The organism is Enterobacter cloacae complex sp. P29RS, assembly GCF_014893445.1.
Classification (GTDB): Bacteria; Pseudomonadota; Gammaproteobacteria; order Enterobacterales; family Enterobacteriaceae; genus Enterobacter; species Enterobacter intestinihominis.
Genome location: NZ_JADBPZ010000029.1, coordinates 1 through 14,207, shown reverse-complemented (window position 1 = coordinate 14,207; position 14,207 = coordinate 1). Strand labels below are relative to the sequence as shown.

Sequence of the window (14,207 nt, the reverse complement as noted above, 5' to 3'; positions counted from 1 at the left end):
TAAGCGCAGCGCCACCGGGCATTTCTGTCAAAGGAGTCACCACATGTATATCGGGATCGATCTTGGCACGTCGGGGGTGAAAGCCATCCTGTTAAGCGAGCAGGGCGATGTGTTAGCCACGCAGACTGAAAAGTTGCAGGTTTCACGCCCGCAGCCACTTTGGTCGGAACAAGATCCGGAGCAGTGGTGGCAGGCGACGGACCGCGCGATGAAAGCCTTAGGTGAGCAGCACAGCCTGCGCGACGTGAAAGCGCTGGGCATTGCCGGGCAAATGCATGGCGCCACGCTGCTGGATAGCCAGCATCGCGTTCTGCGCCCGGCTATTCTCTGGAACGATGGCCGCTGTGCGGAAGAGTGCGCGATCCTTGAGGAGCGTGTGCCTGCGTCCCGCGAGATTACGGGCAATCTGATGATGCCCGGTTTTACCGCGCCAAAACTCCTGTGGGTGCAGCGCCATGAGCCTGAGATTTTTCGCCAGGTGGCGAAAGTTCTGTTGCCGAAAGACTACCTTCGTTTTCGCATGACGGGGGATTTTGCCAGCGACATGTCTGACGCCGCGGGCACGATGTGGCTCGACGTGGCGAAACGGGACTGGAGCGAAGCGATGCTGGATGCCTGCCAGCTGACGCGCGATCATATGCCTGCGCTGTTTGAAGGCAGTGATATCACGGGCGCTTTGCAGCCTTCTGTTGCTGAACGCTGGAATATGCCAGCCGTACCTGTCGTTGCCGGCGGTGGCGATAATGCGGCGGGTGCGGTCGGCGTGGGGATGGTGGAGACAGGACAGGCCATGCTCTCGCTCGGCACTTCCGGCGTCTATTTTGCCGTCAGTGACGGCTATCGTAGTAACCCTGAAAGCGCCGTACACAGCTTCTGCCACGCGTTGCCGGGTAAATGGCATTTGATGTCGGTGATGCTGAGCGCGGCATCCTGCCTCGACTGGGCGGCAAAGCTGACCGGAATGGCGGACGTCCCGGCGCTTATCGCAGCGGCACAGCAGGCGGATGATACTGTCGGTGCGGTCTGGTTTTTACCGTACCTTTCAGGCGAGCGGACGCCGCATAACAACCCGGAAGCGAAAGGGGTCTTCTTCGGCCTTACCCATCAGCACGGCCCGGCAGAGCTGGCACGCGCGGTGCTTGAAGGGGTCGGCTATGCGCTGGCGGACGGCATGGATGTCGTGCATGACTGTGGCTTGACGCCATCCAGCATTACGTTAATTGGCGGCGGGGCACGAAGCAGCTACTGGCGGCAAATGCTTTCTGATATCAGCGGGTTGCAGCTGGACTATCGTACTGGGGGAGATGTTGGTCCGGCGCTCGGTGCGGCACGGCTGGCGCAAATTGCGCTGAACCGGGATAAACCACTGCCCCAGCTTTTGCCCCAGCTGCCGCTTGAACAGCAGCATCGTCCTGATGCGAAAAATCATGCTCGCTACGCTGAAAGACGAGACGTTTTCCGCAAAATCTATCAGCAGCTTTTACCGCTAATGTCATAAACAGGAGCCGGGTGGCGCTAACGTTTACCCGGCCTGCCAGCCTTCAACCGGGTTAGCTCACAAACCTGCGTGTATCGATGCGTTGCAGCAGCATTGAGAGCAGCAGGCTGACAACCAGCGTAACGGTAAATATCCAGACAATATCCAGCACCGGCCAGCTTTTAAGCTCAACGCCGCGGGTGCGCAGGGCGTGGATCACCAGCGCGTGAAAACCGTAAATGCCCAGCGAGTGGCGAGAGATAAACCCCAGCACCGGAAGCGGGCGGGTATTCAGGGTGTTTTTAACCAGAGTCAGCAGCGAAACCGCGCAGATAAAGACCATCGGCCCGCAGTAGAGATACCAGGTATCGGCAAAGTTTCCGCGCCATTGCAGCTCGTGCAGCGTCCCTCGAGAGATAATAAACACACCGGCGATAAATGCTGCCGCGCAAAGCCAGTTTATTCCTCTCTTTTGCGTCTCCATCATGCCGATGGCGCGCCCCAGCATGCCGTACAGCACGTAATAAAACGTATCGCCGTTGATATAGAGGTTAACGGGCAGCCATTCAAAGCCATCAATTTTCTGTGAGACGGTATTCGGGTTTGCCACGATCCCGATTATTACCATCAAGGCCAGCAGCATTTTACCGCTAACGTTTTTTACCTGAATTAACGGCGAAACCAGATAGATAACCATTATCGCGAAGAAAAACCACAGATGATAGAACACCGGTTTTTGCAACAAATTGAGCAGGGAACGTTCAGCATTAATTGAAGTGAACAGGATGATATAGAGCAGCGAAATGGCGCTGTAAAACAGCAAACAGGAGACAATACGGATGAAATGTCTCGGCTGCGCGCTACGCTCGCCAAAAAAGAGAAAACCGGAAATCATAAAGAACAGCGGGACGCTCACGCGTGAGGCTGAGTTCAGAATATTGGCGACATCCCAGTTAACAGGGCTGATACTGTGCGCGTTCGTGACATACCAGGTCGTAGTGTGGATCATCACCACCATCAGACAGGCTATTCCCCGCAGGTTATCAATCCAGTTAATTTTTGACTGCATCAGTTCCTCTGTATTCCTGATAAAGAAAGTGTGACTGCGATTGCGTAAAACTTTTCCCTTGGAAAATTCTGAGTTTAGCCAGGCTGTCTTGTCGGGAGCTGGCGAGATTCGCAGAATGTTGAACATTAATCTATAAACGTGTTGCTACTAAAAATAACAGCCACTGACCAGGGCGGTAATAAAAATGATGATGAAGCGTGGGGCGTCACTCTTTCTGCTGCTTTTATTAGCAGGGTGCAGTGCTTCTCAGGAGGCTCCAGTCCAAAAAGCGCAGCAGGGGAAAATGAGCCCGGAGCGTTCCCTGAATATGGAACAGCTGTGCAGGGATCAGGCGGCTCACCGCTATAATTCCGAAGCACAGAAAATTCATATTAACGGCTTCGAGCGCTTTCAGGGCAGCTATGAACTGAAAGGCTATACGGCGCGTAAAGAGGGCTTTGTCTGCTCTTTTGATGCAGACGGCCAGTTTTTACATCTCTCAATGCGCTAAATTGCTCGTATAAGCAGCAACCAGAGCCTTCGCAGGTTCTGGCTGTAGGGCTTATTCCCCAATTTTCCCTAAACAACCCCGTTTCGTACTGTATATCTTGCAGCCAGCGGGTATACTGATCCCTTCCATTTAAAACCACACGTATCCAGCACGAAATACTATGCAAAAGTTTGATACCAAGACCTTCCAGGGCCTGATCCTGACCTTACAGGATTACTGGGCTCGTCAGGGCTGCACCATTGTTCAACCTTTGGACATGGAAGTTGGCGCAGGCACCTCACACCCGATGACCAGCCTGCGCGCGTTAGGGCCAGAGCCGATGGCGACCGCCTATGTTCAGCCATCCCGTCGTCCGACCGATGGCCGTTACGGCGAAAACCCGAACCGTTTGCAGCACTACTATCAGTTCCAGGTGGTGATTAAGCCATCACCTGACAATATTCAGGAACTGTACCTCGGGTCACTGAAAGAGCTGGGTATGGATCCGACCATTCACGACATTCGTTTCGTGGAAGATAACTGGGAAAACCCAACGCTGGGTGCCTGGGGTCTGGGTTGGGAAGTGTGGCTGAACGGCATGGAAGTGACCCAGTTCACCTACTTCCAGCAGGTTGGCGGTCTGGAATGTAAACCGATCACCGGCGAAATCACCTATGGTCTGGAACGTCTGGCCATGTACATTCAGGGCGTAGACAGCGTTTACGACCTGGTCTGGAGCGACGGCCCGCTGGGTAAAACCACCTACGGCGACGTGTTCCATCAGAACGAAGTGGAGCAATCCACCTATAACTTCGAATACGCGGACGTGGACTTCCTGTTCACCTGCTTCGAGCAGTACGAGAAAGAAGCCCAGCAGCTGCTGGCGCTGGAGACTCCGCTGCCTCTGCCTGCCTACGAGCGTATTCTGAAGGCTGCCCACAGCTTCAACCTGCTGGATGCCCGCAAAGCGATCTCCGTGACTGAACGTCAGCGCTACATTCTGCGTATTCGTACCCTGACCAAAGCCGTTGCTGAAGCTTACTACGCGTCCCGTGAAGCCCTTGGCTTCCCGATGTGCAACCGAAACAAATAAGAGGCGGCCATGTCTGAGAAAACTTTCCTGGTGGAAATCGGCACTGAAGAGCTGCCACCAAAAGCCCTGCGCAGCCTGGCTGAATCTTTCGCTGCGAACGTCACTGCTGAGCTGGATAACGCTGGCCTGGCGCACGGTAAAATTGAGTGGTTTGCTGCACCGCGTCGTCTGGCGCTGAAAGTGGCAAATCTGGCGGCGTCTCAGCCGGATCGCGAAGTTGAAAAACGTGGCCCGGCCATTGCCCAGGCGTTCGACGCGGAAGGCAAGCCGAGCAAAGCGGCTGAAGGCTGGGCGCGCGGCTGCGGTATCACCGTCGATCAGGCCGAACGTCTGACCACCGACAAAGGTGAATGGCTGCTGTATCGTGCCCATGTGAAAGGCGAAAGCGCGGAAGCGCTGCTGCCAGATATGATTGCGACCTCGCTGGCTAAGCTGCCGATTCCTAAGCTGATGCGCTGGGGCGCGTCTGACGTTCACTTTGTGCGTCCGGTTCACACCGTGACCCTGCTGCTGGGCGATACCGTTATTCCGGCGACCATTCTGGGCGTGGCGTCCGATCGCGTGATCCGCGGCCACCGCTTTATGGGCGAGCCGGAGTTCACCATCGACAATGCTGATCAGTACCCGCAGATCCTGCTGGAGCGCGGTAAGGTCATTGCTGACTACGAACAGCGTAAAGCCAAAATCAAAGCTGACGCCGAAGAAGCGGCGCGCAAAATTGGCGGTAATGCCGATCTGAGCGATAGCCTGCTGGAAGAAGTGACCTCTCTGGTCGAATGGCCGGTTGTGCTGACCGCGAAATTCGAAGAGAAATTCCTGGCCGTTCCGGCTGAAGCGCTGGTGTACACCATGAAGGGTGACCAAAAGTACTTCCCGGTTTACGCCAACGACGGCCAGCTGCTGCCAAACTTCATCTTCGTCGCGAACATCGAATCGAAAGATCCGAGCCAGATTATCTCCGGTAACGAGAAAGTGGTGCGTCCACGTCTGGCGGACGCCGAGTTCTTCTTCAACACCGACCGTAAAAAACGTCTGGAAGATAACCTGCCGCGTCTGCAAACCGTACTCTTCCAGCAGCAGCTGGGTACGCTGCGCGACAAGACTGACCGTATCGCGGAGCTGTCCGGCTGGATTGCCCGTGAAATTGGCGCCGACGTTAACCACGCTACCCGCGCGGGCCTGCTCTCCAAGTGCGACCTGATGACCAATATGGTGTTCGAATTTACCGACACCCAGGGCGTGATGGGCATGCACTACGCGCGTCATGACGGCGAAGCGGAAGACGTGGCTGTGGCCCTGAACGAGCAGTATCAGCCGCGCTTTGCCGGTGACGATCTGCCGTCTAACCCGGTTGCCTGCGCCGTGGCGATTGCCGATAAGATGGACACCCTGGCGGGTATCTTCGGTATCGGTCAGCATCCGAAAGGCGACAAAGACCCGTTTGCGCTGCGTCGTGCTGCGCTGGGCGTGCTGCGCATCATCGTAGAGAAGAACCTCAATCTCGATCTGCAAACGCTGACCGAAGAAGCGGTCCGTCTGTACGGCGATAAGCTGACCAACGCGAAGGTTGTGGATGATGTTATCGACTTTATGCTCGGTCGTTTCCGCGCGTGGTATCAGGACGAAGGTTACTCCGTTGATACCATTCAGGCGGTGCTGGCGCGTCGTCCGACCCGTCCGGCAGATTTCGATGCGCGTATGAAGGCGGTATCCCACTTCCGTACGCTGGAAGCGGCGTCTGCGCTGGCCGCGGCCAACAAGCGTGTATCCAACATCCTCGCGAAATCCGACGAGACGCTGAACGAACGCGTAAACGCTGCAACCCTGAAAGAGCCGGAAGAGATTTCTCTGGCGATGCAGGTTGTGGTGCTGCGCGACAAGCTGGAGCCGTATTTCGCGGAAGGTCGCTACCAGGAAGCGCTGGTGGAGCTGGCGGAGCTACGTGACGTCATCGATGCCTTCTTCGAGAAGGTGATGGTGAACGTGGAAGATAAAGAGCTGCGTATTAACCGTCTCTCGATGCTTGAGAAACTGCGTGAGCTGTTCCTGCGCGTGGCGGATATTTCGCTGCTGCAATAATGTAAAAAACCCGCCCCTGACAGGCGGGAAGAACGGCAACTAAACTGTCTCTCTTCGCCAATGGCGCCATAACTGCGTTGGCTGCGCTCGTTCACCCGAATCACTTACTAATGTAAGCTCATCGGGATTCGCTCGCTTGCCGCCTTGTTCTGACGTCATTGGCTTTAAGATACTTTTCCTTATTTACATTTACACTCTCTCAAACACCGTCGCGATCCCCTGACCCAACCCGATACACATCGTCGCCAGTCCGAACTGGGCATCTTTGCGTTCCATCAGGTTGATCAGCGTGGTGCTGATACGCGCCCCGGAGCAGCCCAGCGGGTGACCGAGGGCGATCGCGCCGCCATTGAGGTTAATCTTCTCGTCGATCTGATCCATCAGCCCCAGATCTTTAATGCACGGCAGGATCTGCGCGGCGAACGCTTCGTTCATCTCAAAGAGGTCGATATCACTTGCGCTCAGCCCCGCTTTTTTCAGCGCCAGTTTTGACGCCGGGACCGGACCGTAACCCATGATGGAAGGATCGCAGCCCACGACTGCCATCGAACGCACGCGGGCGCGTGGCGTCAGGCCTAATTCGCGGGCGCGGCTTTCGCTCATCACTAACATGGCGGCGGCACCGTCGGACAGGGCAGACGAGGTGCCCGCCGTTACCGTGCCGGTGACCGGATCAAACGCCGGACGCAGGGTAGAAAGCGCTTCAACAGTGGTTTCAGGACGGATAACTTCGTCGTAGCTGAACTGCTTCAGTACGCCGTCTGCGTCGTGACCGCCGGTTGGGATGATCTCATTCTTAAAGGCACCAGACTGCGTGGCGGCCCAGGCGCGGGCATGCGAGCGCGCGGCAAAGGCATCCTGCATTTCACGGCTGATGCCGTGCAGACGGGAGAGCATCTCGGCGGTCAGGCCCATCATACCGGCGGCTTTCGCCACGTTGCGGCTCATGCCCGGATGGAAATCGACCCCGTGGCTCATCGGCACGTGGCCCATGTGCTCCACGCCGCCCACCAGACAGGCCTGCGCATCGCCGGTCATGATCATCCGTGCCGCGTCGTGCAGCGCCTGCATCGACGAACCGCAAAGACGGTTGACGGTGACCGCCGGAACCGAATGCGGGATCTCCGCCAGCAGAGACGCGTTACGGGCGATGTTGAAACCCTGCTCCAGCGTCTGCTGGACGCAGCCCCAGTAAATATCGTCCAGCGCAGCAGGGTCCAGCGCCGGGTTACGCGCCAGCAGGCTACGCATCAGGTGCGCCGAGAGATCTTCCGCACGCACGTTACGGAATGCACCGCCTTTTGAACGGCCCATCGGGGTGCGAATTGCATCAACAATGACAACCTTTTCCATTGTGACTCCTTAAGCCGTTTTCAGCGTGCCAACCGGACGGGCTGGCTCAACTGCTGGATAGTAGGGTTCGTTATGGCGCGCTTTGTTACGCAGACCTTCCGGCACCTCATAAAGCGGACCGAGGTGCTGATATTGCTGAGCCATATCGAGATAGCGAGCGCTGCCGAGCGTATCCAGCCAACGGAACGCGCCGCCGTGGAACGGAGGGAAGCCGAGGCCGTACACCAGCGCCATATCGGCTTCTGCCGGGCTGGCGATAATGCCTTCTTCGAGGCAACGCACTACTTCGTTGATCATCGGGATCATCATCCGGGCGATGATCTCATCGTCAGTGAAGTCGCGTTTTGGCTGACTGACGTCGGCCAGCAGGCCATCCACCGCCGGATCTTCTTCTTTCTTCGGTTTGCCTTTGCTGTCTTCTTTATAGCGCCAGAAGCCCAGACCGTTTTTCTGCCCAAAGCGGTTGGCGTCGAACAGGGCGTCAATGGCGTCGCGATAATCTTTCTGCATGCGCTGCGGGAAGCCCGCCGCCATCACCGCCTGCGCGTGATGGGCAGTGTCGATGCCGACAACGTCCAGCAGGTACGCCGGGCCCATCGGCCAGCCGAACTGTTTTTCCATCACTTTGTCGATTTTGCGGAAGTCTGCGCCGTCGCGCAGCAGCTGGCTGAAACCGGCGAAGTACGGGAACAGCACGCGGTTAACGAAGAAGCCCGGGCAGTCGTTAACGACGATTGGCGTTTTGCCCATCTTGCTCGCCCACGCCACCACTTTGGCGATGGTTTCGTCGGAGGTTTTTTCCCCACGGATCACTTCGACCAGCGGCATGCGATGCACCGGGTTAAAGAAGTGCATCCCGCAGAAGTTTTCCGGACGCTTCAGCACGCTCGCCAGTTCGCTGATAGGAATGGTGGAGGTGTTAGAGGCCAGCACGGTTTCCGGACGTACCTTGTCTTCGGTTTCGGCCAGCACCGCTTTTTTCACTTTCGGGTTCTCGACGACAGCTTCAACCACCACGTCCACACGGTCGAAACCGCTGTATTCCAGTACTGGCTGGATGGTGGAGATCACGCCTGCAAGCTTCAGACCGTCAATTTTGCCGCGCTCAAGCTGTTTATTCAGCAGCTTGGCCGCTTCGGTCATGCCCAGCGTCAGGGATTTCTCGTTGATGTCTTTCATCACTACCGGCACGCCTTTCCAGGCAGACTGGTAGGCGATGCCGCCACCCATAATGCCCGCGCCGAGTACCGCCGCGTGTTTTGGCGTTTCAACGTTTTTGGTGAGTTGTTTGGCTTTGCCCTTCACGAACTGATCGTTAAGGAAGATACCAACCAGCGCGCGGGCTTCGTTGGTGTGCGCCAGCGGGACAAAGCTCTGGTTTTCCAGCTTCAGGGCTTCATCACGGCCCAGACGGGCTGCCGCTTCAATGGTTTTCACCGCCGTGATCGGCGCCGGGTAGTGTTTACCCGCCGTCTGCATCACCATGCCCTTGGCGATGGTGAAGCTCATGGTGGCTTCAATTTTGCTGAGCTTCAACGGCTCCAGCTTTGGCTGACGTTTGGCTTTCCAGTCGAGATCGCCGTTAATCGCCTGACGCAGAATGGCTACAGCGCCTTCAATCAGTTTTTCAGGCTTAACCACGCCGTCCACCAGACCGATTTTCTGCGCCTGTTCCGCGCCGACATCTTTACCTGCGGCAATGATTTCCAGCGCGCTGTCGGCACCCAACATGCGCGGCATACGCACCGAGCCACCAAAGCCCGGCATAATGCCCAGTTTGGTTTCCGGCAGGCCGATGCGCAGGTCTGGGGTCGCCAGACGGTAATCAGTGGCTAACACGCATTCGCAGCCGCCGCCCAGCGCGTAACCGTTAACGGCAGAAAGGGTCGGGACAGGCAGATCTTCCAGACGATTAAAGACGCTGTTCGCAAAGTGCAGCCACTGGCTCAGCTGTTCTTCGGGCACCAGGAACAGCGACAGGAATTCGGTGATATCCGCGCCAACGATAAAGGCCGCTTTGTTGGAGCGCAGCAGCAGCCCTTTTAAATCTGATTGCTTTTCAAGTACATCCAGCGCCTGGCCAAGACTGGCCACCGTCGCGGTATCAAGCTTGTTCACTGAGCCGGGGGCATCGAACACCAGTTCGGCAATGCCATCTTCCAGCCAGTCTACGTACAGGGTGTCGCCTTTGTAGAGCATGTCGGTCTCCTGAATCCAGCAATTGGATCTGGTCATACCAGATGAAACGGAGTGTGGAATTTATGTTAATAAAATGCAAATTAGTCATTAAGAAATTGCTGCGCTGATCACGGTCGGTGGAAATCACGCAGCCGGAGTGAGGTGTGCTAAGATGCGATGACTTGAGGTCAAAAAAACGAAAGGAAGAATGATGGACTCACTGGCTTCGCTTTATAAAAATCATATCGTTACCCTACAGGAACGTACCCGCGATGTACTGGCCCGCTTCAAGCTGGATGCCCTGCTGATCCACTCCGGCGAGCTGATGAATACTTTTCTTGATGACCACGCTTATCCCTTCAAGGTTAACCCGCAGTTTAAAGCCTGGGTGCCTGTCACGCAGGTTCCAAATTGTTGGCTGCTGGTGGATGGCGTGAACAAGCCGAAACTGTGGTTCTACCTGCCGGTCGATTACTGGCACAACGTGGAGCCGCTGCCGACCTCATTCTGGACCGAAGAAATTGACGTGATTGCGCTGCCAAAAGCAGACGGCATTGGCAGCCAGTTGCCAGCGGCGCGTGGGAACATCGGCTACATTGGTCCGGTTCCTGAGCGTGCGCTGGGTCTGGATATTCCGGCAGATAAACTCAACCCGAAAGGCGTGCTGGATTATCTGCACTACTATCGCGCCTACAAGACCGACTACGAACTTTACTGCATGCGTGAAGCGCAAAAAACGGCGGTGAATGGCCACCGTGCGGCGCACGAAGCGTTCCAGTCCGGTATGAGCGAGTTCGATATCAATCAGGCCTACCTGACGGCGACCGGCCACCGCGATACCGACGTGCCGTACAGCAACATCGTGGCGCTGAATGAACATGCCTCGGTTCTGCACTACACCAAACTGGATCATCAGGTTCCGGCTGAGATGCGCAGCTTCCTGCTGGACGCGGGGGCTGAGTACAATGGCTATGCGGCAGACCTGACCCGTACCTGGGCGGCGAATGCGGATACTGATTTTGCGCAATTGATCAAAGACGTGAACGACGAACAGCTGGCGCTGATTGGCACCATGAAGGCCGGAACCAGCTACGTGGATTATCACATCCAGTTCCATCAGCGCATCGCTAAACTGCTGCGTAAGCATCAGATTGTCAAAGACATGAGCGAAGAGGCGATGGTTGAGAACGATCTGACCGGGCCATTTATGCCGCACGGTATCGGCCACCCGCTGGGTTTACAGGTTCATGACGTCGCTGGCTTTATGCAGGATGATACCGGTACGCACCTGGCGGCACCGTCTAAATATCCTTATCTGCGCTGCACCCGCGTTCTGGCGCCGCGTATGGTATTGACCATTGAGCCGGGCATCTACTTTATTGAATCCCTGCTGGCGCCGTGGCGGGAAGGGCAGTTCAGCAAGCACTTCAACTGGGAGAAAATTGAAGCGCTGAAGCCGTTTGGCGGCATTCGTATCGAGGATAACGTGGTTATTCACGAGAACAGCATTGAGAACATGACGCGAGATCTGAAGCTGGCCTGATGGAAAGCTGGCTGATACCGGCCGAGCCGGTCACCTTTGTTGAGGAAATCAAGAAAAGCCGCTTTATCACGCTGTTGGCGCATACTGACGGCGTGGAGGCGGCGAAGGCGTTCGTCGAGTCCGTCCGCGCGCAGCACCCCGATGCCCGCCATCACTGTGTGGCGTGGGTCGCAGGGCCGCCAGACGACTCACAGCAGCTCGGGTTTTCTGACGACGGTGAACCGGCGGGTACGGCCGGAAAACCGATGCTATCCCAGTTGATGGGCAGCGGCGTGGGTGAAATCACCGCCGTCGTGGTCCGCTACTACGGGGGCATTTTGTTAGGCACCGGAGGGCTGGTTAAAGCCTACGGAGGGGGTGTCCAGCAGGCGCTTAATCTGCTGATAACAACCCGCAAAACGCCACTTACGGAATATACTTTGTTATGCGATTACGCCCAGCTATCGGGTATCGAAGCACTGCTTAAACAGTTTAACGGCGTCATCGCACACAGTGATTATCAGGCAATGGTGCAATTACGCGTGGCGCTTCCTCAGGCGGAACTGGCTGCTTTTTCAGCAAAACTCGCTGATTTTAGTCGCGGTTCATTGCATTTACTGCCGATTGAAGAATAATCCCCACCTCACAATTTTGAATACCTAAGGAAGCGGCAGAGATGCATTTTCGTGCCATTACCCGAATCGTTGGATTGCTGGTCATACTTTTCTCCGGGACAATGATCATTCCCGGACTGGTGGCGCTCATCTACCGGGACGGCGCGGGGCGTGCATTTACGCAAACCTTTTTTGTCGCGCTGACGATTGGCTCCCTGCTGTGGTGGCCAAACCGCCGTGAGAAAGGTGAACTGAAATCCCGGGAGGGTTTTCTGATCGTGGTCCTGTTCTGGACGGTACTGGGAAGCGTGGGTGCACTGCCGTTTATCTTCTCTGAACAACCGAATCTCACCGTCACGGATGCGTTTTTTGAATCGTTCTCCGGATTAACGACCACCGGGGCCACCACGCTTGTGGGGCTGGATTCACTCCCGCATGCAATTCTCTTTTACCGGCAGATGCTCCAGTGGTTCGGCGGTATGGGGATCATCGTGCTGGCGGTGGCTATCCTGCCGATTCTGGGCGTCGGGGGGATGCAGCTTTACCGGGCTGAAATGCCTGGCCCGTTGAAAGATAACAAGATGCGCCCGCGTATTGCGGAGACGGCGAAAACCCTTTGGCTTATTTATGTCCTGCTGACGGTGGCCTGCGCGCTGGCGCTGTGGTTTGCCGGGATGCCTGCGTTTGATGCCATCGGGCACAGCTTTGCCACTATCGCTATCGGCGGGTTCTCCACCCACGATGCCAGCGTTGGGTACTTCGACAGCCCGACGATCAATACCATCATTGCCATCTTTTTGCTGATCTCAGGCTGTAACTACGGTCTACACTTCTCGTTGCTTAGCGGACGGAGCCTGAAGGTGTACTGGCGCGACCCGGAATTCCGGATGTTTATTGGCGTCCAGTTGACCCTGGTGATCATCTGTACCCTGGTACTGTGGTTCCACGATGTCTATAACTCGGCGGTCACGACCCTGAACCAGGCCTTCTTCCAGGTGGTATCGATGGCGACAACCGCCGGTTTCACCACGGACAGTATTGCGCGTTGGCCGCTGTTCCTGCCGGTGCTGCTGTTGTGCTCTGCGTTTATCGGCGGCTGTGCCGGGTCGACGGGCGGCGGCCTGAAGGTGATCCGTATTCTGCTGCTGTTCAAGCAGGGGAACCGTGAACTTAAACGTCTCGTCCACCCGAATGCGGTTTACAGCATCAAGCTGGGCAATCGTGCACTGCCGGAGCGTATCCTCGAAGCGGTGTGGGGATTCTTCTCCGCTTATGCGCTGGTCTTTATTGTCAGTATGCTGGCGATTATCGCCACGGGCGTGGATGATTTCTCTGCCTTCGCCTCTGTGGTGGCAACGTTAAACAACCTGGGGCCGGGGCTGGGTGTCGTGGCGGATAATTTCGCCAGTATGAACCCGGTGGCAAAGTGGATCTTAATCGCCAATATGCTGTTTGGTCGTCTTGAGGTCTTTACGCTGCTGGTGCTGTTTACCCCAACATTCTGGCGTGAGTAAGGAGACATTGGTGAAAACGTTAATTCTATTCTCAACGCGTGATGGGCAAACGCGTGAGATTGCTTCATATCTGGCTTCTGAACTCAAAGAGCTGGGCATTTATTCTGATGTGGTGAACCTGAATCGCACTGAACAGATTGCCTGGCAGGATTACGACCGTGTGGTCATTGGCGCTTCAATTCGTTACGGTCATTTCCATCCGGCGCTGGATCGCTTTGTGAAAAAGCATACGGCGGAGCTCGCTAAGCTGCCCGGCGCGTTTTACTCGGTCAACCTGGTTGCCCGTAAAGCAGAGAAGCGTACACCGCAGACTAACAGCTATACGCGTAAGTTTTTGCTGAGCTCGCCATGGCAGCCCGATATCTGTTCTGTCTTTGCGGGCGCGCTGCGTTACCCGCGTTACCGCTGGTATGACCGCTTTATGATCCGCCTGATCATGAAGATGACGGGCGGGGAAACGGATACGCGTAAAGAAGTGGTTTATACCGACTGGGATCAAGTGGCCAGTTTTGCCCGTGAAATTGCACGTTTAACGGACGATTCGCGGGTTAAATAAGCGTTGAGTTTGAAAAGTGAGCGAACGAAAAGTTTTTTGTATTTAGTGCTTGTCACTTCAGAAGAACTCCCTATAATGCGCCTCCACTGACACGGAACAACGGCACACACGCCGCCGGGTCAGCAGAGAAAAGCAAAATAAACGCTTGACTCTGAAGCGGGGAAGCGTAATATGCACACCCCGCGCCGCAGCGAAAACGTAGCGGCACTGCTCTTTAACAATTTATCAGACAATCTGTGTGGGCACTCAAAGTGACATGGATTCTTAACGTCCTCGGACGAAA

At 56.0% G+C, this 14,207-nt stretch carries 11 protein-coding genes; 8 read left to right on the top strand and 3 right to left on the bottom strand.

Annotated elements, in window-relative coordinates; genetic code table 11:
• Positions 1-43: 43 nt before the first annotated feature.
• Positions 44-1,498: a xylulokinase gene (gene xylB, locus IM282_RS19380; RefSeq protein ID WP_063152815.1), complete on the top strand. Its 1,455-nt coding sequence runs from the start codon at positions 44-46 to the stop codon at positions 1,496-1,498.
• Positions 1,499-1,550: 52 nt separating this feature from the next.
• Here the strand turns inward: xylB and IM282_RS19375 are convergent, their stop codons facing one another.
• Entirely contained in the window at positions 1,551-2,546 is a 996-nt protein-coding gene (locus tag IM282_RS19375) for an acyltransferase (protein ID WP_058677323.1), read from the bottom strand.
• 184 nt (positions 2,547-2,730) lie between these two features.
• Between IM282_RS19375 and IM282_RS19370 the strand changes: the two genes are divergently transcribed.
• From IM282_RS19370 to glyS, 3 genes are all read left to right on the top strand, one after another.
• The gene (locus tag IM282_RS19370; protein ID WP_022649742.1) at positions 2,731-3,036 is read left to right on the top strand and encodes a YsaB family lipoprotein; all 306 of its coding nucleotides are present in this window, start codon (positions 2,731-2,733) and stop codon (positions 3,034-3,036) included.
• Between the two features lie 160 nt (positions 3,037-3,196).
• Positions 3,197-4,108, top strand: a complete 912-nt coding sequence (gene glyQ, locus IM282_RS19365; RefSeq protein ID WP_003860141.1) for a glycine--tRNA ligase subunit alpha — start codon at positions 3,197-3,199, stop codon at positions 4,106-4,108.
• Positions 4,109-4,117: 9 nt separating this feature from the next.
• Positions 4,118-6,187: a glycine--tRNA ligase subunit beta gene (gene glyS / locus IM282_RS19360; protein WP_022649741.1), complete on the top strand. Its 2,070-nt coding sequence runs from the start codon at positions 4,118-4,120 to the stop codon at positions 6,185-6,187.
• A 189-nt stretch (positions 6,188-6,376) separates the two neighbouring features.
• Here glyS and fadA read toward each other — a convergent pair whose 3' ends face one another.
• Together fadA and fadB are read right to left on the bottom strand one after the other, a co-directional pair.
• Positions 6,377-7,540, bottom strand: coding sequence for an acetyl-CoA C-acyltransferase FadA (gene fadA / locus IM282_RS19355; RefSeq protein WP_000416981.1), 1,164 nt, complete (start codon positions 7,538-7,540; stop codon positions 6,377-6,379).
• Between the two features lie 9 nt (positions 7,541-7,549).
• Positions 7,550-9,739 (bottom strand): fatty acid oxidation complex subunit alpha FadB, encoded by a 2,190-nt coding sequence (fadB, locus tag IM282_RS19350; RefSeq protein ID WP_023307160.1) that lies wholly within the window; start codon positions 9,737-9,739, stop codon positions 7,550-7,552.
• 190 nt (positions 9,740-9,929) lie between these two features.
• Between fadB and pepQ the strand changes: the two genes are divergently transcribed.
• The 4 genes from pepQ to hemG are packed head-to-tail and all read left to right on the top strand — an operon-like array spanning position 9,930 to position 13,924.
• Positions 9,930-11,261 carry a Xaa-Pro dipeptidase gene (gene pepQ, locus IM282_RS19345; RefSeq protein WP_022649738.1) on the top strand — a complete coding sequence of 444 codons (1,332 nt, stop codon included), beginning with the start codon at positions 9,930-9,932 and terminating at the stop codon, positions 11,259-11,261.
• Positions 11,261-11,875 (top strand): IMPACT family protein, encoded by a 615-nt coding sequence (locus IM282_RS19340; RefSeq protein ID WP_063152818.1) that lies wholly within the window; start codon positions 11,261-11,263, stop codon positions 11,873-11,875. Before pepQ ends, IM282_RS19340 begins: the two co-directional genes overlap by 1 nt.
• A gap of 41 nt (positions 11,876-11,916) precedes the next feature.
• Complete coding sequence (trkH, locus tag IM282_RS19335) at positions 11,917-13,368, top strand: Trk system potassium transporter TrkH (RefSeq protein WP_022649737.1); 1,452 nt, start codon at positions 11,917-11,919, stop codon at positions 13,366-13,368.
• A 10-nt stretch (positions 13,369-13,378) separates the two neighbouring features.
• Positions 13,379-13,924, top strand: coding sequence for a menaquinone-dependent protoporphyrinogen IX dehydrogenase (hemG, locus tag IM282_RS19330; protein ID WP_022649736.1), 546 nt, complete (start codon positions 13,379-13,381; stop codon positions 13,922-13,924).
• Positions 13,925-14,207 lie beyond the last annotated feature (283 nt).

What these genes read in the sequence shown, in the direction of transcription:
- xylB (WP_063152815.1), top strand. Translation starts at nt 44, where the DNA reads ATGTATATCGGGATCGATCTTGGCACGTCGGGGGTGAAAGCCATCCTG.
- IM282_RS19375 (WP_058677323.1), bottom strand. Translation starts at nt 2,546, where the DNA reads ATGCAGTCAAAAATTAACTGGATTGATAACCTGCGGGGAATAGCCTGT.
- IM282_RS19370 (WP_022649742.1), top strand. Translation starts at nt 2,731, where the DNA reads ATGATGATGAAGCGTGGGGCGTCACTCTTTCTGCTGCTTTTATTAGCA.
- glyQ (WP_003860141.1), top strand. Translation starts at nt 3,197, where the DNA reads ATGCAAAAGTTTGATACCAAGACCTTCCAGGGCCTGATCCTGACCTTA.
- glyS (WP_022649741.1), top strand. Translation starts at nt 4,118, where the DNA reads ATGTCTGAGAAAACTTTCCTGGTGGAAATCGGCACTGAAGAGCTGCCA.
- fadA (WP_000416981.1), bottom strand. Translation starts at nt 7,540, where the DNA reads ATGGAAAAGGTTGTCATTGTTGATGCAATTCGCACCCCGATGGGCCGT.
- fadB (WP_023307160.1), bottom strand. Translation starts at nt 9,739, where the DNA reads ATGCTCTACAAAGGCGACACCCTGTACGTAGACTGGCTGGAAGATGGC.
- pepQ (WP_022649738.1), top strand. Translation starts at nt 9,930, where the DNA reads ATGGACTCACTGGCTTCGCTTTATAAAAATCATATCGTTACCCTACAG.
- IM282_RS19340 (WP_063152818.1), top strand. Translation starts at nt 11,261, where the DNA reads ATGGAAAGCTGGCTGATACCGGCCGAGCCGGTCACCTTTGTTGAGGAA.
- trkH (WP_022649737.1), top strand. Translation starts at nt 11,917, where the DNA reads ATGCATTTTCGTGCCATTACCCGAATCGTTGGATTGCTGGTCATACTT.